Genomic DNA, 18,338 nt, shown 5'->3' with positions numbered 1-18,338 from the left:
CGGTTCCTAGTACAAGTCTGCTGTGATGCGCATGCTCAGGTCGACGGCGGTGGCCGAGTGCGTGAGCGCGCCGACGGAGATGAAGTCAACGCCTGCCAGCGCATATTTGCGGATGGTCTTGAGGTTCATGCTCCCGGAGGATTCGATGCTTGCCTTGGGCAGCTCGCCGCGGATTTGTTTGACGGCCTTCTTTGTCTGCGCCGGGGTCATGTTGTCGAGCAGAATGGACTCGGCTCCGCCAGCGATTGCCTGGTCGAGTTCAGCCTGGTTGCGGACCTCGACCTGCACGATCTGGCCGGTCTTGTGCCATTTGAGCGCGCGCTCGAGTACGGTGGGCAGGCCGCCGCCGAGCGAGATGTGGTTGTTCTTGATGAGGATGCCGTCCTGCAGGTCGAGGCGGTGGTTGACGCCGCCGCCGCACGAGACGGCGTATTTGTCGAGCACACGCAGACCGGGGATGGTCTTGCGGGTGTCGAGCACTTTTGTCTTTGTGCCCGCGACGGCTTTGACGAACTCGTTGGTCAGCGTGGCGATGCCACACATGCGCTGCATCAGGTTCAGGATGACGCGCTCGGTCGAGAGCAACGCGGCGGCGTTGTGGCGAATGACCGCGAGCGACTGGCCTTTCTTGACGCGGACGCCGTCGAAGATCTCGGGATGGCTGACGACCTGGAAGCGGCCGACGGAGTTGGGGTTCATCTTGCCGAAGATGTCGAGGATAACCGGAATAGCGCCGAGGCCGGAGACGACGCAGGGCTCCTTGGCGATGATGGTGCCGGAGGCGCGGAGCGTGGGGTTGATGGTGAGCGTCGTTGTGACGTCGTTGGCCACCTTGTCTTCGGCGAGCGCGGCTTCGAGGATGGTGCGGATTTTTTTGCTGTTCCAGTCCATGTGCGGTCCTAGGCAATCTTAGGCACAACTTGCGTGCAATGCTCAACCTGTTTTTTGAAGACGACGCTACTTCGGCAGTGCCTCCAGAGCAGTTTTGGCCTTTTCGTGAAGCATTCGCGTTTCAGCAGACTGCTTGCGCAGGCCATCCACGATATGCGCCGGGGCTTTAGCCATGAAGGCTTCGTTGCCGAGCTGCTTTTCGGCGGCTGCGAGACCTTTTTCGAACTTAGCAAGCTCTTTGGTCAGACGTTCGCGTTCGGCGGCCACGTCGATCTGACGCTCGTAAAGGACGGCCACGTCGAAGTCGGCTGTGCTGCGTGCGTTTGATCCGGTAAGCGGTGTGCCAACGAATTCAACGGCTTGGACGCGGGCGAGGCGCGCGAGCATGTCCTGGCTGGCGTCGACCAGGGCGTTGACGCGGTTGCTTGCGTGAAGCTGAATCGGAGCTGCCTCCTTTTCGGGGACGCCCAGTTCCTTGCGCAGGGCACGGACAGTGACGATCAGGTCCTGCAGCGTCTTCATTGTGGTTTCGGCGGCTGCGTCGGCAGGGAAGTCTCCGGCCTGCGGATAGCAAGTGAGCGCGATGGATTTCGCTGGCGTCTGGTTGTTGTAGAGCGCGTGCCAGACCTCTTCGGTGAGGAACGGCATGAACGGCGAGAGCAGACGCAGGGCGCTCTCGAAAACCGTCACGAGAGAAGACAGCGTGAGTGCCGTGACCTCGTTTTTCTGATGATTGTCGCCGAAGTCAAGGCGAAGTTTGACCAGTTCGAGATACCAGTCGCAGAACTCGCCCCAGAAGAATTGATAGACGGCGCTGGCGGCTTCGTCGAAGCGGTACGCTGCGAGTGCGCGGGCCACTTCATTGGAGACCGCGCTGAGGCGAGAGAATATCCAGCGGGTTTCGAGGGGCGTGTTGTCTGGGAGACTCGCCGTTACTTCGCCGATGGTTTTGGCGGGATCGACTGTATAACCGGCATTCTCGGCGGCGTCGAGTTGCATGAAGAGGAATCGTGCGGCGTTCCATATCTTGTTGGCAAAGGCGCGGTAGCCTTCGGTGCGGGCTTCGCTGAATGCGATGTCTGTGCCAGGCGATGCCATGCTGGCCAGTGTGAAGCGCACGGCATCGGTGCCGTACTTTTCGACGATCTCGATGGGGTTGATGACGTTGCCCTTGGTCTTGGACATCTTCTCGCGGTTGGCGTCGCGGACCAGGCCGTGGATGTAGACCTCGCGGAAGGGAACGGAGTCTTTCAACTCGCGCTTCGAGCCGTCGGGCATGGGTACGTCGAGCATGAAGTGACACCCAAGCATGATCATGCGCGCGACCCAGAAGAAGAGGATGTCGAAGCCGGTTACGAGAAGTTGCGTGGGGTAGAAGGCGGCGAGATCGGGTGTGGGCTTCTGACTTCCATCACCTGGCCAGCCGAAAACGGTGAACGGCAAGAGGCCCGAGGAGAACCACGTGTCGAGCACGTCGGTCTCCTGGGTGATTTCGCTGGAGTTGCAGTGCCGGCAGTGCGTGGGGGTCTCGCGCGCGACGGTGATCTCTTTGCACGCGGCGCAGTGCCACGCGGGAATACGATGGCCCCACCAGAGCTGACGTGAGATGCACCAGTCGTGAATGTTCGTCATCCATTCGAGATAAATCTTCTTGTACATCTCCGGCGTGAATTTGATGGCCGGGTCTTTGCCATTCTGCGATTCGACGGCGTTGATGGCGTTCTGTGCGATGGAGTATTCGCCGTTCATCGGTTTCTTGTTGACGGCGATGAACCACTGGTCGGAGAGGCGCGGCTCGATGACTGCGCCGGTGCGCTGGCTGACGCCAATGGCGAGTGAGTGGTCCTTGATGCCAGCGAGCAGGCCTGCTGTTTCGAGGTCGGCGACGAGCTTTTCGCGCGCGGCGTAGCGGTCGAGCGCGTGATACGGCGAGCCCGGCAGCAGCACGTGGGCAGTCTCGTCGAGGATGGTCAGCGAGGGCAGCTTATGCCGCTGGCCGATGGCGAAGTCGTTGGGATCGTGCGCAGGCGTGACTTTGACTGCGCCGGTACCGAACTCGGGGTTCGCCCAGTCGTCGGCAATGATGGGCACCTCGCGGTCGGGCCCGCCGTTAACGCCGGTGAGCGGTACGCGGACTTTTTTACCGATCAGCGCCTTGTAACGCTCGTCGTTCGGATTGACCGCGACCGCTGTGTCACCCAGCAGAGTCTCAGGCCGCGTGGTGGCGATGGTAATGGAGCCGGTGCCGTCAACGAGCGGATAGCGAATATGGTAGAGCTTGCCCTGGCGCTCCTCGTGGGTGACTTCGAGATCGCTGACGGCGGTCTTGAGAACTGGATCCCAGTTGACGATGTAGGCTCCGCGGTAGATGAGACCCTGCTCCCACAGGCGCACGAAGGCCTCTTTGACTGCGATAGAGAGCCGGTCGTCCATGGTGAAGTACTCGCGCGACCAGTCGACGGATGCGCCGAGCCGCTTCATCTGGCCGAGGATGGCGCCGCCGTAGTGCTCGCGCCAGTCCCACACGCGGGCGACGAACGCCTCGCGGCCAAGTTGCTGACGGGAGGTGCCTTCGGTAGCAAGCTGGCGCTCGACCATCATCTGCGTGGCGATGCCTGCATGGTCGGTGCCAGGGACCCAGAGTGCGGTTTCGCCCCGCATACGATGCCAGCGTGTGAGGATGTCCATCTCGGTCTGGTTGAGCATGTGGCCCATGTGCAGACGGCCGGTGACGTTGGGCGGCGGCAGCAGGATGGTGAACTTATCGTTCGCGTTCTTCGTATCCGTAGGAGTGGCGACGTGGAAAAGCTGTTCACGCACCCAGTATTCGGCCCATCGCTCTTCGATGACAGACGGATCGTATGCTTTTGGCAGTTCGTGACTCATGGTGTTGTTTAAGGGTAGCATCCTAGCGCCGCCTATTTGCTGCCCGAAGCCGCTCTGTAAGGCTGTTGACGATGCTTCGATGCAATTTTTGCCGGTGTTCAAAGCCCCTGACGAGGTCTCTCCGATGCCCAGATGGTTGCTTGCCGCTTCTCTCCTGCTCTATGTTGCAACGCCGCTCCTGGCCATGGCCTCGGAGGATCGCGCGAGCGTGGGGGGAGATATTACGGTTCAGGAAAACGAGACGGCTGGTGATATTGCCTGCGTGTTCTGCTCGGTGCATGTTCACGGCGACGTGAAAGGCGATGTCGCCGTAGTGCTGGGAAGCCTTACAGTGGACTCGGACCATAGCATCAAAGGCGATGTGGCTGTGGTTGGTGGAGACCTGAATATGAGCGATGGGTCAGAGGTTGGCGGCGATGTCGCCGTTGTGGCGGGAAGCGCAAACCTGGCTCCGGACGCGATGATTCACGGATCAAGATCCATCTTGCCGGGGCGTGCATGGTTGCTGGTGCCGTTTGCACCGCTGCTGTTCTTGATTGGAATAATCTGGCTGATTGTTTATCTGGTCAGGCGGCAGCGATATGCGTATGCACAATACCCAGGGGTACGGCGATATTGAATCAAGCGGCAGAGGTATAGAGAGGCAAATAAAGAGCGGGATGGAGAACCATCCCGCTCTTTATTTCTTTTGTTCTGCGTTTCCTCAGAATGGGTTGAGCTTCTTCAGGCCCTTTTTCTTGGGGTGCTTACTGGAGGACTCGTCACCCTTGTCGAACTCCGGCTTGGTCTTCTTGCCGTTTGGATTGGGTTGCTGAGCCGCAGGCTGCGTGCCGGGTTGAATGGTGTTGACGGTGTCAGGTGCTGCGGTTGGCTTCTCGATCGCAGGTAGCGGGGTTGCGTCGGGAGGGCCAACGGCCTTCAGGCCGCCGGTGTCAGCGCCGGAAGTAGCGGGTGCGGCTGCTGGAGCAGAGGACGGCGTAATGATCTGGACGCCCATTGAGGCTCCGGGCGCTCCGGCTGGTGAAGAGGTTGCCGGGGCCACTGTCGAGGTTCCAGTCCCGTTGCCTGGAACAGCTGTGTCGACAGCTGATGAGTTGGTGTCGACACCGGATTCGGTCGGTATGTTCTGGAACGAAAGCGGCGCTGCTGGGGTGGCGGGTGCAGTAGGTGTCGCAGCAGATTGAGCGGGCGTTTGCGCAGGAGCGGCAGCAGTCTGTGGCTGTGCGGGCGCTGGAGCCGCTGCCTCGGTCTTGGGCGGATTCAGCGCGTCCTTGAAATCGCTGATGATACCGCGGGTGATGTCGGGCGCGATCGTGGGTTTAGGGTCGCTAAGCGACGGATCGCCCTGACGGGCTGCCATCACTACGTCCGGCTCATGCAAAAACAGCAGTTTGGCGCGGTCTTCGAGGCGGTAGCTGCGGCGGCTGTTTTCAAGAGCAACGCTGGTAGCGACCTGTTCCGGCGTGGGTGTCGGGATGGGCAGGTTCATCGCTGCGAGACGGTCGCGTGCGTCTTCGACGTGAGGCGCAGCGGAGTGCTCCAACACTACCTTGCGGTATGCGGCAGCAGCCTTGCCATCGTAGTCCTGCTCGAGCTTTGCCTTGGCCGCTTCGGGCAAGTGAAGTGAGCGGGCGTAGTTTGCTTCGGCTTCGTAGGCATCGCCGAGACCGATCAACACCTCGTCCATGTGGCTGAACTCAGGGTACGTGTCTATAACGGTCTGATACCGGGCGATGGTCGCTGGCCAATTATTGTGCGAAGCATAGAAGGTGCCGATCTCTGACTCGCGCGTGGCCAGAACTTCCTGCACTTCGCGCAGGCGCTGTTTGGCCTGCGGAACAAGCGGCGAGTCGGGGAACTGCTGGATCATCAAACGGTACTCTTCTTCCGCGTGCGTGGCCTTGGAGTAGTCACGGTCAGGCTTGTCCATCTGACGGAAGTAGATGTCGCCGACACGCATCTGGGCTTCGGCGGCCTCGGGGGCGTTGGGGAAGAAGGTGATGAAGTCCTTGTACTCGGACTCGGCCTGTGTGAGCGCGGCGGTGCCACCCTCCCGATACCAGCTATCGGCGACAGCGAGTTTGGCGCGCATCTGATACTGCGAGTCGGGATAGGTGTTCAGCAGGGTCTGGAGGTCGAGGCGGGCTACGTCGAAGCGGCCCTTTTTCATCGCGTACTGCGCTTTATCGTAGAGCTCTTTATCTGGAAGCTTTGCGTCTTCGGCTGCCTGTGGGTTGAGCTTGCGCTCCTTGCGCAACTCGCGCTTGGTGTCTTTGGACTGGACGACCTTGTCGGCCTTGCTCTCCTTCTTGCTCTTCTTCGAAGGCTTCGTAGCCGTTAGCGTGACCGATTCGTGCTGCTGACCGTTGGCGTCGGTGGTGGTCTGCGATGAACCTGTGACCTGCGCTGTTGCGGCGATCGGGGCTGCGAGCATGGCTGCGGTTACGAGTCCAGCGAGAACGCTGGCGCGCACAGTTGGGAAGAAGGAACGGTGAGTCATCGACACTGTAAACCCCAATTTGGCCTCGCGCAGACCTGCGCTCAGGCTTCGTACTATTTTAGACGTTCCGGCGGGCCTTGTCCTACTGTTTGCCGGACTTGCGAGCCTTTGATTTGCGGCCTTTTGCGTGGCTGCTTTCTTTGGGTCCGGCTGCGCGTGCCAGTTTCAGCAATTCGCGTGCGTTTTGCGTGGTCTTGCCGGGGCTGAAGACGGCCGATCCGGCGACGAGCATGTCCGCTCCTGCTTCGACGACGCGGGCAACCGTGTCGTGAGCGACGCCGCCGTCGACTTCGATGCGGAAGTTCAGGCCCATGGCTTCGCGGAGTTCGGCCAGATATGCGATTTTGTCGAGCGCAAGTGGCAGAAACTGCTGGCCTCCGAAGCCGGGATTGACGCTCATGACCAGTACGTGGTGGACCATGGGCAGGACTTCGATGAGCGTTTCAACCGGCGTGGCCGGGTTGATGACGACGGCGGGCTGTACCTTGTGCTGCTGAATGAGTTGCAGCGTGCGGTGCAGGTGGCGGCAGACCTCCTGATGGACGCTGATCATGTCGGCCCCGGCCTCGGCGAAGTCTGGGATGAAGGCGTCGGGGTTCTCGATCATCAGGTGGCAGTCGAGCGGCAGCTTCGTGATGGGCCGGATGGCCTTGACCACCGGCGGGCCGAAGGTGATGTTGGGGACAAAGTGCCCGTCCATGACATCGACGTGGACGATGGTGCCTCCGCCGCGCTCGGCTGCGCGGATCTCATCGGCAAGGTGCGCGAAGTTTGCGGCAAGGATGGAAAATGCCAGTTCGATCAAGAGTTCTGCTCCTTGTTGGAAGTCTATCAGCGCAAACGAGGCGTTATTCCGGCTTGCTGACGACGGGCACGGTCTTTTCAACGTCGGGGCGGCCTTCGTGCAGGATGCGCGTCTTAGCTGCCTTTGCGGCTTCGCGGTTGGTTTCGGCTATGGGCTTAGGATCGCCGATCGTCATGCGCGCCGCGCCTCGCAGAATCTTTCGGATGGGCCAGTTGCCGTCGGCGTTCTGGAAGAAGATTTCGCCGGCGCGATGCTTCTCCGGGCGGTAGTACCAGCGGCGCAGCAGCGAGAGATGGTCGCTCAACAGGTTGAGGTCTCCGGGTTCGGATGCTTTTTCTTCGAGACTGGCGAGGATGGTGGTCGCGCGCTCCTCGGGCGAATCTTCTGGAGATGCTTCACCTTCGAGCGGAATGGCCTGAAGCATGAGCGGCTGCGCAAAGAGTGAGCTGCCTACGCTGGTCTGTTCGCGCACCGCGCGGACGCCTAATGTGGAAAGGCGCGCAGGGCCGGAGAGGCATCCGCCACTCAGCAGAAACAGTGCGGCCTCTTCGCTCTGCTCTGCGGCTTCAGCGGCCGCCTGCACGATGATGGCACGCAGGTTGGGGATGGGGCGGACGAGCCAGTCGGCCTGGGCTACCGCGGATTTTACCTTCTGCCATTGCGCGTGAATGGAGGCTGCGCGCTCGAATTCCATCTCCTGTGCTGCCTCATCACGCTGGCGGGTGAGATCGGAGATCATGCTTTCGCCGCGTGTGTCGAAGAAGCGCTTCACGGCTTCGGATTCTGCGGCGTACTGCTCGGGGGTGCAGGCCATCTTGCAGGGCTCAAGGCACTTCTTCATCTCGCCGTAGACGCACCCGGGATGTTCGGGGTAGGGTTCGAGGTCTTCAACGCAGCGGCGCAGTTTGAAGAGATCGAGCACGGCGTCGGAGTAACGCTCGGCCGCAAGCCGCGAGGGGAACGGGCCGTACATCTCGGCGAGGCCGCGCTTTGAAAGCCGATTGGTTGTGTAGACGCGAGGGTGCGCGTTCGCCATGGTGATGCGCAGGAAGTAGGGAGTGTGAAGCTTGAGGCGACGTCGGGCCTCGGTGTGTCCGAGCAGCGCCGCAGCGGCCTGATAGAGGACCAGTTGCGACTCGAACTCGGAGCCGGTGACGGTGTATTCAATACGCGCGACCTTGTCGCGAAGGTTCAGACGCTTCGACTGCGATTCGGGCGGATCGAGCAGGCGGCGCATCCGGCGGCGGAGGTCGGCGGTGCGGGTCAGGTAAGGCTGGTCTTCCGCGCGCGCCCCGCACAGCGCGAAGACGCCCGGCTTTGCTGGGATTGAGCTGAGAAGTTCTCTCGCCTGCTCGGGCGTAAAGCTGATGGTCTGGTCGAAGTGGAACGTCGTTGCCACAGTCAGCATTGTAGACGCGCGGCTATGACCCTGCGATGGTCATTCCATCGATGCGAATCGTGGGTGATGCGCTTGCGCTGCGGAAGACGAGGTCATTGCCAATCGCGACGATGTTTTTGTACATGTCCTTGAAGTTGCCTGCGATGGTGATCTCTTCGACTGGATAGGCAAGTTCGCCGTTTTCAATCCAGAGACCGCTGGCGCCTTGCGAGTAGTCGCCTGTGACGAGGTTGACGCCGAAGCCCATGACTTCGGTGACGTAGAGGCCGCTTTTTACGTCACCGATGATTTGCTCGGCAGTGAGGGTGCCGGGCTCCAGGAAGAAGTTGCCGGCGCCGATGCCAGGGTTTCCGGCGAGGCCGCGCGAGGCATTGCCGGTGGATTGCGTGCCTAGTTTGCGCGCCGTGTAGGTGTTGGTGACGTAGTTTTTCAGGATGCCGCGCTCGATCAGTACGGTGCGGCGCGTGGGCAGGCCTTCGCCGTCGAAGGGACGTGTGCCGAAGCCCCCTATCTTGATATCGCCTTCATCAAACACCAGAGTGCCGTCGTCGATGACAGTGATGTTTTCGCCTGCCACCTGTTCGCCGAGTTTGCCCGCGAAGAAGGATGCGTTGCGGTAGATGGCGTCGCCGTTGGCTGCTTCGAAGATGTTTCCGATGATCGATCTCGCAATCTCAGGGGAGAAGACGACTGGGGCCTTCTGCGTCTTCGCCTGTCGTGCGCCGAGCCGTTGCAGCGTGCGCCGCGCGGCCTCCTGACCAACGGCCTCGGGTGAGTCGAGCTTCTTCGTCGTGCGCGCGGCGGAGAACCAGTAGTTGCGCTGCATGTTGCCGGCTGCGTCCTGCGCGATGGGCTGGGTGGAGAAGCCACAGTAGCTGCTGCGGTACTCGCCCGCGAAGCCGCGTGAGTTCACCATGATCTTGTGCGCGGTGGCGGTATCGAAGTCGCCGCCGCCCGAGTTCTGAATGCGAGTGTCGCAGGCCATCGCTGCGGCCTCGGTGCGTCGCGCGATCTCGATGCGCTCGGCTGGCGGCATCTGGTTCACGTCGTCGAAGAAGAGGTTCAAGTCGCCTTCCAGTTTGCCGTATTCGTTCGGCTCCGGCAGCCCGGCGAAGGGATCTTCGCTGGTGATCTTTGCCAGCGTGATGGCCCCTTCGACGAGACGGTCGATGCTCTCGTGCGAGAAGTCCGACGACGACGTGCTCGCCACGCGCTGTCCGATAAAGACGCGCAGCCCAATGGCCCGCGAACCGGACTCCTTGAGCTGCTCGACTTGACCAAGACGAACGAGCGCGGAGAACTCATCGCCTTCGTAGAGGACAGCTTCGGCGTCGGTGGCCCCGGCCTTCATGGCCCTGGCGACAACGTCAGTAGCGAGCTCTTTCAGCTCGGCAGTGGTAGCGGATGCTGTCTGCGGCACAGTTCAAAACCTCACTGAACAGGGGATGAAGACTGTCTTGCGCTGCGGCCATCGGTCGCATTGATAAAGGCAATGCAGCCCCCGCAGTATTCGGAGTCGGACTTCAGCTTGTGCTCCACATGAGCGGCCGGGCCTTCTCTGGATCGGCGCCTGAATATCTTGACCGCACCGCCGCAGAACTGGCAGCGGAACTCCGTGTCGTTGTCGCCCAGCGCTTCCTCGACCGACTTCACCTTCCAGAAAGGTTCATAACCGCCGGTGGCCCTGACGCGGCGACGCTTCACTTCGCACTCGTAAAATCTTTCCCGTTCCGCTGCCATAGATGCCTCATGTTTCCTGGTGCCGTTGGTCGTGACGTTAGGTGGTACTTTCCAGTGCTGTTTGCCCAGGCAGCCCGCTGGCTGAGTGGATCCTGCAACTTCAGGCCTGCCCCGTCCCTCCGACGGTCATGCGATCGAGCTTCACTGTCGGCATCCCCACGCCGACGGGCACGGATTGTCCAGCCTTGCCGCAGGTGCCGATACCTTCATCGAGCGCGAGATCGTTGCCGACCATCGAGACATACTTGAGCGCTTCGGGGCCGTTGCCAATCAGCGTTGCCCCCTTGACTGGCGCAGTGACCTTGCCGTCTTCAATCAGATACGCTTCCGAGGCCGAGAAAACGAACTTGCCGTTGGTGATGTCCACCTGGCCGCCGCCGAAGTTCACCGCGTAGAGGCCGCGCTTGACGCTCTTAAGGATGTCCTCCGGCATGTCTTCGCCGTTGAGCATATAGGTGTTCGTCATGCGCGGCATGGGGATGTGGTGATAGCTCTCGCGGCGTCCGCTGCCCGTGTTCGGCATTCCCATCAGACGCGCGTTCAGTTTGTCGGAGAGGAAGCCTTTGAGGATGCCGTTTTCAATCAGCACCGTTTCCTGAGTGGGCGTGCCTTCGTCGTCCACGTTCAACGAGCCGCGGCGTCCGGGCATCAGGCCGTTATCAACGACCGTGACTTTGGGGCTGGCCACTTGTTGACCAATCAATCCGGCGAAAGCAGAGGTTTTCTTGCGATTGAAGTCGGCTTCGAGGCCATGGCCGACCGCCTCGTGCAGCAGCACGCCGGGCCAGCCGGGGCCGAGAACGACCTGCATCTCGCCTGCAGGAGCATCGATGGCGCTCAGTTGCAGGATGGCAGTGCGAGCGGCTTCGCGGGCGAAGTGCTCAGGAGACTTCGTGCCCTCGAAGAAATCCATGGTGACGCGGCCGCCGCCGCCCGAGGTTCCCCGCGCCGTATTGGTCCCATCCGTGGCGATGACGAAGATGTTGAGTCGCGCGAGCGGCTGCGTATCTGAGGCGAACGTGCCGTCGGAGGCGGCGACGAGGATGCGGCGCAACTCATCGTTGAAGCCGGCGCGCACCTGCACGATGCGCGGGTCGTACGCGCGGGCGGCCTTATCAGCGCGCTCGATGAGGGCGAGCTTGGCGGAGATCTCAGCATCGCTGGTCGCGCCTGCGATGGGATAGAGCGACTGCGCGGATTCGGGCTGGCGGAAGCCGCTCATCAGTTCCTTAGCTGGTCCGCTGGCGATCAGTGCGGCAGTGCGAGCGGCGCGGAGCAGGCGGTCGCTCGAGAGGTCGTCGGTGTAGGCGTAGCCGGTGCGCTCGCCGGAGACGACGCGCACGCCGCAGCCCACGCTAATGCCTTGGCTTGCGGTCTTGACCAGCGACTCGTCGATGCCGAGCGAGGTCGAGGTGACGGACTCAAAGTAGAGGTCGGCATAATCGCCACCGGCCGAGAGCGCCTCGCCGAGGCATCGTTCCATCAGGCGTTCGGAGACGCCGAGCTTGTCGATGAAGTAGCGTTTGTGGTCCGGGGCGGGTTTCGTCATCTTAAGTTAGATGATAGGCGCGTGCAGGAGGTGCGGCAAATGCCCCGAATGGGCTGGTCAGCGCCCGTGTGAGGGGTTGGGCGAGTCGGATACGCTCATATCGAGCAGCAGCTTTGGCGTATTTGGCGCGTAGCAGTTGCCATCAGAGGAGTAGGTTTTGGCGCAGGCACGTGTGATGGACTTGCGCCGTGGCGACTGCGCGTACTGCCAGACGAGTGCATCGGGAGTTCCACTCTTTGCGATAGACGGAGGGTTGAGCGTGCAGCCATTGGAGGGCGGGCAGGCGTCCTGGTAGACGAAGATGGCGATTGGGTGGAGGTGCTTGGCTGCGACTTGTTCGCGAATGTCCTGTACGGTGGTGATGGTGTGCCCGTGGCCTTCGCTGACAGGCTGGCCGCTGGCGTAGACGCCAGGAAGATAGCCGGAATGAGCGACGGCTTCGGTCCAGGCGAAGAGATAAGCGGCCTGTTCATCGAGCAGTCGCCCGCCTTCTTCCTGGTCGAGAAAGATGATGGTGTGAGCAGGGAAGTGTTCGCGCTGAGCTGCGGCGATGGCAGCGGCAGCGTCTTTTTGGCCAAGCGATTCGGGAGATGTGTGTGCGCGTTGCGCCTTCATAAGCTCGGCGTCCACGCGTCCATTGAACAGAACAAGGAAGCCAAAGCCGTTGCGGATCAGCGCGTCGCGTTTGCCCAGCCACGTGTTTGTGTCTTCGCCGGGAGGTGTGTTGAGCCAGTATCCGGCAAAGGCAAAGTGCTTACGCAATGCTGGCAAATCATTGTCGCCGGGATAGAGGTTCAGGTCGAAGCCAATATAACTTTTGCGCGCCGTCGATGATTGTTGAGCGCGAGCGAATGTTGCGAGTGTGAGCAGGATGAGGCTGGCGGCGAGCAGGTGTTTTCGGGAGACCATGCTTTTCTCAGAGTACACAAGCAGTATGCTAACGTGCTCTCTATAGACTTCGATGTGTGTTTCAAGGAGAGCGGTATGAACACGCAGATGGATCTTCGATATCCGGAGAATGGCCGGCAGACCGTCGAGTTCGAGGCGATGATGTATGCCCGGCACTCGCGGCATCGCGCCGCCCATGTGATGCGGCTTCGTGAGCGGAAGGGCTGGTAGCTGACAGGATGAAGTCCGTGCCTACGCACCGCTCCGTGACAGCCGGACAGGAGCAGACAGCCGAACAGATTGCAACTGCGATTGAGGCATTTCTCGCAGAGCATCCTCATGCGGCCGTGCTCGAGGAGGGGAAGGCCATCTTTGATATGCGCGAGGCGAAGTACTCGCTCGATATGGATCATGGCCGCTGCACGCTGCACTTGTGGAGTGAGCAGCGCAATATTGTTCGGCGCATCACTGGGACACGGACGCGGGATGGCATCCTGCGGATGAGCGCGTTGCGCTTTGGGCAGAGCAAGCCGCAGAGCCTGGAGTTGATTGCCAATCGCGACCGGCGCACGCCCTCGACGCGCGAGGCTACGCGTGTGAAGTATTTACGGGTGCTGGAGCGCGTGCTTGTGCGGAACTTTCCTGAGTTCAAGCCGGAAGCGTTTCGCACGGCGATGGACCTGGAGCATAGCTTTGGTCCAGCGTATGCGCGAGGCTCGCTGGTGCAGGGGCAAAAGGCCTGGGCCGTGATTGGCGTCAACGACGAGGAATCACATGTCGTCGTAGATGGCATTTTGACGCTGGGGATTCTATGGCTGAATTATTGCCGTGAGTTGGGCGATGGACGCAGGGTTTATCAGGGCTTGAAGATGATTGTGCCGCGTGGAATGTCTGCACTGACGCTCTCGCGGCTGGCATGGCTGAATCCTGCTCTGGCGCAGTGGGAGCTGTGGGAGCTGGACCAGGCGACGGAAGAGTTGGAGCAACGTGATGCTGCCGATCATGGCAATCTGCTGACGCGCCTAGTCCGCGCGCCGAATATACAGACTGCGCGTGATCGTTTTGCTGCTTCGGCAGAGCGTGTGATGGCGCTGGTGCCGGAGACGATGCGCGGGGAGGTTGAGCAGCGCATTCGCAGCGGAACGGAGCTGGCTTTTCTGCTGCATGGGCTGGAGTTTGCACGTGTGCGGATGGGTTACTCTGGCAATTCTTTTAATAGCGCTCAGGAGATTACCTTCGGCGCGGGCGCCAATGAGACTTCGTTGACTGATGCAAATGAAATGCAATTGCGCGAGTTGATCTCGCGACTCTTTGCCCGCCGCGTTGTTGGCGGCGACACGCGCGATCCGCTTTATCGGATGCAGCCGGAGCGATGGCTTGAGAGTGTGCTCCGGCGCGATGTTGAACCAATCGATTCGCGGCTCGATCCGAAGCATGTGTATACGCAGGTGCCGGCGTTTGCAGCTTCCGACCGTGGAATGCTGGACTTGTTGAGCGTGTCGCGCGATGGCCGCCTGGCTGTGATTGAGCTGAAGGCGGATGAAGACCTGCACCTTGCACTGCAAGGGCTGGATTACTGGGTGCACGTTCGCTGGCACCATCTGCAGAATCCCGATCAGGTGAGCGGATTGGGAGAGTTTCAACGGCATGGGTACTTCGGTGGCATTTATCTGTCTGCCGATGCTCCGCGGCTTTACCTGGTGGCTCCGGCGCTGCGTGTGCATCCGGCGACGGATATTGTTTTGAAGCATCTGTCGCCGCGGGTGGAGTGGATGCTGGTTGCCCTTGGAGAGCGCTGGCGCGAGCAGGTGAAGGTGATTTGGCGGAAGCGCAGCGGTGAGTGAGTCAGTCGCAGCCTGCGCCGATGGCTTCGAGCGAAGTATTGTCCACGAGCATGTCTTCGGCGACTGCTTCATGGGAAGACTCGAAGAACCGTTCGATTGCGCCGAGTACTGCGGTGCCATTTTTTGATTCGAAGATTTGCTTGCGCAACGCAGCTCCGCCTGGAACGCCATGCGTGAACCAACTGGCGAACTGCTTCATCTTGCCTACGCAGTCGCGGTGGCGTTGCTCGCGCGCGGTTTGACCGGCGGCAGTGATGGCGGCAGCGCGTGCGGCTTCGGCGGCCTCTTCGATGGCTATCTCATCGACCAGCATCTGGAAGTAGGTGCGGATCATGTGGTACCGGTCTTCGTTGGTGGGCACGTCGTAGGTGCCTGCGCCGGTCGCGTCCTTGGTCGCGGTGTACTGCGCGATCTGGCGAAAGATCCACGGATTTGCCGGCGCAGTGCGGCCGATCATCACGGCGTCGCAGCCGGTCTTTTCAACCATCGCGGCAGCGTCTTCCGGAGTGCGGATGTCGCCGTTGCCGATGACGGGAATCTTCACCGCGTCTTTGCAGGCGGCGATGTACTCCCAGCGCGCCTGGCCGGTGTAGCCGTCCTCGCGTGTGCGGGCGTGCAGGGCTACAGCGTTCAGGCCGGAGTCTTCGGCCAGCTTCGCCAGCTCCACGCAGACGATGTTCTTGTCGTTCCAGCCCATGCGGATCTTCACCGTAAAGGGAATCGTCACCGCGGCGCGGATGGCCTTGAAGATGCGCTCGATCTGCGGCAGGTCTTTCAACAGGCCAGAGCCGCCATTGCAGGCAACGACGCGTTTGGCGGGGCAGCCGAGATTTAAGTCGACGATATCGAAGCCCGCATCCTGAACGATGCGTGCCGATTCGGCGAGTGTCTCCGGGTTTGAGCCGAAGAGCTGCGCTGCAATCGGGTGCTCGTCGTCGTAGTAGGTCAGGTAGCGCTTGCGCTTGGTCTCGCGCATTCGAGAGAGTCCGTCGGCGGAGGTGAACTCCGTCATGATAAGGCCGCAGCCGGACTGCTGGTTGGTCGTCTCCTGCGCCACGTCTGCGTCGGTGACGGCGGCGCTGAACTGGCTTGCGTTCTTGATGAAGCGGCGGAAGACGGTGTCGGTCACGCCGGCCATCGGAGCGAGCACGGTCGCCGGTGCGATTTTGACGTTGCCGATAGAGAAGCTGGCAGGCACACGGCTGTGTCTGGGCATCGCGTGCTCAACCGGCGCGTCCCAGCGCTTCTGCTCGAGTGTGTACCGCTTCTTCATTGCTTCTTCGTAGCTTTCTTCGCTGCTTTGGTTGCGGTCTTACGGCGCTCTGTTTTGGGAAGCGAGGCGACATAAGTCTTGGCTTCGTGCAGCAGCCCAAGGTTGTGCGGCGCTGCGATGTTGGGAATGACGACCCACTCGCGCATGGTTCGCTCTCCCATCCGCAGGTGGTGGATCTCGCTGTCGGCGATCAGCTCGGCAATGCGTGTGGCAGGGAGCTTCAACGCTGCGCTTTCGTCAGGCCGGGTGAATGCGAAGACCTTGTTGTCGACTTCAAGCGAGCCGTGGCCGAACTTCACTCCAACGGTGCAACCGGCGATTTTGCTGCCGAGATCTGCTGCGAGCTGCTGGCGAAGGTTCATGTGACGCTCCGGCCACGTTCTCGTACAAAGGCCCCCGCAGATGCGGAGGCCTTTGGTTGATATTGGCTCCGCTTACTTCGCGGCCTCGGCCTTGGCTGCATCGCTCTTGGCAAACTTGCGGCGGAAGCGCTCGACGCGGCCTGCCGTGTCGACCAGCTTCTGCTTGCCGGTGAAGAACGGGTGGCAGTTGGAGCAGATTTCGAGGACGATGTCCCCCTTGTGGGTGGAGCGGGTCTCGAAGTGGCTGCCGCAGGCGCACTTGACGGTGATGGTTTCGTACTTCGGGTGGATTCCCTCTTTGGGCATGGTAATAGCTATCCTTTTGCTGAACTTGTGCCTGTGGGCGCGGATCGCTTGCGAACGGGTGTGGTCACCGTCACATCGAAGAGCCTGTCGCACCGCCGATCATGCAGGCAGTTTCTTTATTTTAGCGTATTTGGACGGAATATCCTAGATTCGCGCTGGATTCGCACAGGCATGCCAGGTCGGGCTGCTGCGATACTGAGACGGTGACGATCGAGGTCTGCCAAAAGTGTGAAGGGTCGGGGCTGCGGATTGTGCGGCGGGACGATGGTACGCAGTTTGCCCAGGAGTGCTCCTGCCGGGGTGAGCGGCGCACAGCGCGACGGCTTGCTCATGCGGCGATTCCGCGCCGTTACGAGCACTGCACGCTCGATAACTACGAGACGAACTTTCCCTCATCGCACCGGTCGCTCCAGGCGGGACTTTTGCGGGCGAGGAAGTTTGTGGAGAGCTATCCGCTTGAGACGGATGGCACTGGCCTGCTGCTGACCGGGGCCATCGGCGTCGGTAAAACGCACCTTGCCGTCGGTATCTTGCAGGCGCTGGTGGCTGAGCGAGGCGCGACGGGCCTGTTCTGCGATTACCGCGACCTGCTCAAGCAGGTGCAGAACAGCTACAACCGGCAGGTCGCTGCGACTGAGCTTGAAATTCTGGCGCCGGTCTTTGAGGCTGAGGTACTGGTTCTGGACGAGCTCGGTGCGTCGAAGCCAACTGACTGGGTATGGGATACGGTCGCCCACATTCTGAATACGCGCTATAACGACCGGCGCACGACCATCATCACGACCAACTATCCGAATCTGCCCCCACTGGGCGCTGACGCGGGAATCAAGGCGGCTGTGCGCGAGGAGACGCTTGGAGACCGCATCGGCGAGCGCATGAGGTCGCGGCTTCAGGAGATGTGCGTTGTGGTTGAGATGCAGGGAGAAGACTTCCGTCAGAAGATCAAGCGGGCAAGCTTCGGCTGAAGCTCTGGAAGGTCGCCTAAAATATCGTCGCGAGCATGAACAGGACGAATGTTATGGCTGCGAACTGATACAGGTAGTCGGACGGAACCGGCATCGCTGCCATAGCGGCCACATCGCGGTCTGGGCAGGGCATTTTGTCGAATTGGCTGTCCATTGCGGTTCTCCTCACTGCCTAACTGATGATTCTTAACGCGATTCTGCTTCAGAAAGTTCTGCGGAGACGTGAAAATATGCAGAATCTTCTGATGGGTTAACGGCTGGGTTCCCTTTTCGGATGAGGAGCTCCCGTGCGGTATAAAATTTCGGCTTATGAGCGACGAGCAGAGTATGGGCAACAGTCCGACAGAGAAGCCAGAGCAGCCTTCCCCGGCCATGTTTGAGACGAAGCCTGCAGGCGACGCACGCATGCCGGCGGTTGCCTGGGTCGTGGCTGGTGTTGTGGTGCTGGCCGTGGTTGTGGTCCTTCTTGTTGTCGGACGCCGCAAGAGCGGGCCTCCAACAAACACAATCCAACCGCTGGCTGCCTATGCGACGAACCTGCCGCTTTCGCAGTTCGCCATGAGCGAGTCGGACAGCTATGTTGGTGGAAAGAGTACGTTTGTTGATGGTCACATTCACAATGCCGGAGACAAGACTGTTATCGGGATTTCGGTGCAGGTCATCTTCCGCAATGACGAGGGAATGCCGCCACGGATCGAGACGCTTCCGATGACCTTCATCCGTACGCGTGAGCCCTATATCGATACCCAGTCAGTGGCCTCCAATCCACTCAAACCTGGAGATGATCGCGATTTCAGGCTCATCTTCGAGTCGATTCCTGATAACTGGAATATGCAGATGCCTGAGGTTCATATCATCGGGGTTGAGACGAAATAGGGCTAAAGGCTTATGACAGGCCTAGGTAGGGCATAGCTTGACTAGTCCCGACTC

Annotated in this window: 18 protein-coding genes; 5 read left to right on the top strand and 13 right to left on the bottom strand. The window is 60.7% G+C overall.

What is annotated here, in order from left to right; translation table 11 throughout:
• Positions 1-6: 6 nt before the first annotated feature.
• On the bottom strand, positions 7-891 hold the full coding sequence (gene nadC, locus IEX36_RS08830) for a carboxylating nicotinate-nucleotide diphosphorylase (RefSeq protein WP_188758976.1): 885 nt from the start codon (positions 889-891) through the stop codon (positions 7-9).
• A gap of 66 nt (positions 892-957) precedes the next feature.
• Positions 958-3,777 carry a valine--tRNA ligase gene (locus IEX36_RS08825; RefSeq protein WP_188758975.1) on the bottom strand — a complete coding sequence of 940 codons (2,820 nt, stop codon included), beginning with the start codon at positions 3,775-3,777 and terminating at the stop codon, positions 958-960.
• A gap of 124 nt (positions 3,778-3,901) precedes the next feature.
• On the opposite strand from IEX36_RS08825, the gene IEX36_RS08820 reads away from it, so the two are divergent.
• Entirely contained in the window at positions 3,902-4,396 is a 495-nt protein-coding gene (locus tag IEX36_RS08820; protein WP_188758974.1) for a bactofilin family protein, read from the top strand.
• An 84-nt stretch (positions 4,397-4,480) separates the two neighbouring features.
• Here the strand turns inward: IEX36_RS08820 and bamD are convergent, their stop codons facing one another.
• From bamD to IEX36_RS08785, 7 genes are all read right to left on the bottom strand, one after another.
• Positions 4,481-6,277 (bottom strand): outer membrane protein assembly factor BamD, encoded by a 1,797-nt coding sequence (gene bamD, locus IEX36_RS08815; RefSeq protein ID WP_188758973.1) that lies wholly within the window; start codon positions 6,275-6,277, stop codon positions 4,481-4,483.
• An 82-nt stretch (positions 6,278-6,359) separates the two neighbouring features.
• The gene (gene rpe / locus IEX36_RS08810; protein ID WP_188758972.1) at positions 6,360-7,082 is read right to left on the bottom strand and encodes a ribulose-phosphate 3-epimerase; all 723 of its coding nucleotides are present in this window, start codon (positions 7,080-7,082) and stop codon (positions 6,360-6,362) included.
• Between the two features lie 43 nt (positions 7,083-7,125).
• Complete coding sequence (locus IEX36_RS08805; protein WP_188758971.1) at positions 7,126-8,490, bottom strand: UvrB/UvrC motif-containing protein; 1,365 nt, start codon at positions 8,488-8,490, stop codon at positions 7,126-7,128.
• A gap of 13 nt (positions 8,491-8,503) precedes the next feature.
• Positions 8,504-9,832, bottom strand: coding sequence for a TldD/PmbA family protein (locus IEX36_RS08800; RefSeq protein ID WP_188759909.1), 1,329 nt, complete (start codon positions 9,830-9,832; stop codon positions 8,504-8,506).
• Positions 9,833-9,912: 80 nt separating this feature from the next.
• Positions 9,913-10,221, bottom strand: coding sequence for a hypothetical protein (locus tag IEX36_RS08795; RefSeq protein WP_188758970.1), 309 nt, complete (start codon positions 10,219-10,221; stop codon positions 9,913-9,915).
• 100 nt (positions 10,222-10,321) lie between these two features.
• Complete coding sequence (gene tldD, locus IEX36_RS08790) at positions 10,322-11,770, bottom strand: metalloprotease TldD (protein ID WP_188758969.1); 1,449 nt, start codon at positions 11,768-11,770, stop codon at positions 10,322-10,324.
• Between the two features lie 57 nt (positions 11,771-11,827).
• Positions 11,828-12,679, bottom strand: a complete 852-nt coding sequence (locus IEX36_RS08785; RefSeq protein ID WP_188758968.1) for a glycoside hydrolase domain-containing protein — start codon at positions 12,677-12,679, stop codon at positions 11,828-11,830.
• Between the two features lie 75 nt (positions 12,680-12,754).
• On the opposite strand from IEX36_RS08785, the gene IEX36_RS17620 reads away from it, so the two are divergent.
• Together IEX36_RS17620 and IEX36_RS08780 are read left to right on the top strand one after the other, a co-directional pair.
• Positions 12,755-12,889 (top strand): DinB family protein, encoded by a 135-nt coding sequence (locus tag IEX36_RS17620; protein ID WP_263364909.1) that lies wholly within the window; start codon positions 12,755-12,757, stop codon positions 12,887-12,889.
• A 17-nt stretch (positions 12,890-12,906) separates the two neighbouring features.
• Positions 12,907-14,502 carry a hypothetical protein gene (locus IEX36_RS08780; protein WP_229668819.1) on the top strand — a complete coding sequence of 532 codons (1,596 nt, stop codon included), beginning with the start codon at positions 12,907-12,909 and terminating at the stop codon, positions 14,500-14,502.
• A gap of 1 nt (position 14,503) precedes the next feature.
• Here IEX36_RS08780 and IEX36_RS08775 read toward each other — a convergent pair whose 3' ends face one another.
• The 3 genes from IEX36_RS08775 to rpmE form a co-directional block, all read right to left on the bottom strand.
• Positions 14,504-15,775, bottom strand: coding sequence for a tRNA dihydrouridine synthase (locus tag IEX36_RS08775; RefSeq protein WP_188758966.1), 1,272 nt, complete (start codon positions 15,773-15,775; stop codon positions 14,504-14,506).
• Positions 15,772-16,137: a hypothetical protein gene (locus IEX36_RS08770; protein WP_188758965.1), complete on the bottom strand. Its 366-nt coding sequence runs from the start codon at positions 16,135-16,137 to the stop codon at positions 15,772-15,774. Before IEX36_RS08770 ends, IEX36_RS08775 begins: the two co-directional genes overlap by 4 nt.
• A gap of 72 nt (positions 16,138-16,209) precedes the next feature.
• Positions 16,210-16,443 carry a 50S ribosomal protein L31 gene (gene rpmE / locus IEX36_RS08765; protein ID WP_188758964.1) on the bottom strand — a complete coding sequence of 78 codons (234 nt, stop codon included), beginning with the start codon at positions 16,441-16,443 and terminating at the stop codon, positions 16,210-16,212.
• A 203-nt stretch (positions 16,444-16,646) separates the two neighbouring features.
• Here rpmE and IEX36_RS08760 point away from each other — a divergent pair, with 203 nt between their 5' ends.
• Positions 16,647-17,408, top strand: coding sequence for an ATP-binding protein (locus IEX36_RS08760; protein WP_188758963.1), 762 nt, complete (start codon positions 16,647-16,649; stop codon positions 17,406-17,408).
• 16 nt (positions 17,409-17,424) lie between these two features.
• On the opposite strand, the gene IEX36_RS08755 is transcribed toward IEX36_RS08760, so the two are convergent.
• Positions 17,425-17,562 (bottom strand): hypothetical protein, encoded by a 138-nt coding sequence (locus IEX36_RS08755; protein ID WP_188758962.1) that lies wholly within the window; start codon positions 17,560-17,562, stop codon positions 17,425-17,427.
• Positions 17,563-17,717: 155 nt separating this feature from the next.
• Here IEX36_RS08755 and IEX36_RS08750 point away from each other — a divergent pair, with 155 nt between their 5' ends.
• Entirely contained in the window at positions 17,718-18,284 is a 567-nt protein-coding gene (locus tag IEX36_RS08750; RefSeq protein WP_188758961.1) for a DUF2393 family protein, read from the top strand.
• The last annotated feature ends 54 nt before the right edge of the window (positions 18,285-18,338 follow it).

Origin of the sequence: Edaphobacter acidisoli (assembly GCF_014642855.1) — a bacterium.
Taxonomy (GTDB): Bacteria; Acidobacteriota; Terriglobia; order Terriglobales; family Acidobacteriaceae; genus Edaphobacter; species Edaphobacter acidisoli.
This window is presented reverse-complemented; position numbering and strand designations above follow the sequence as displayed.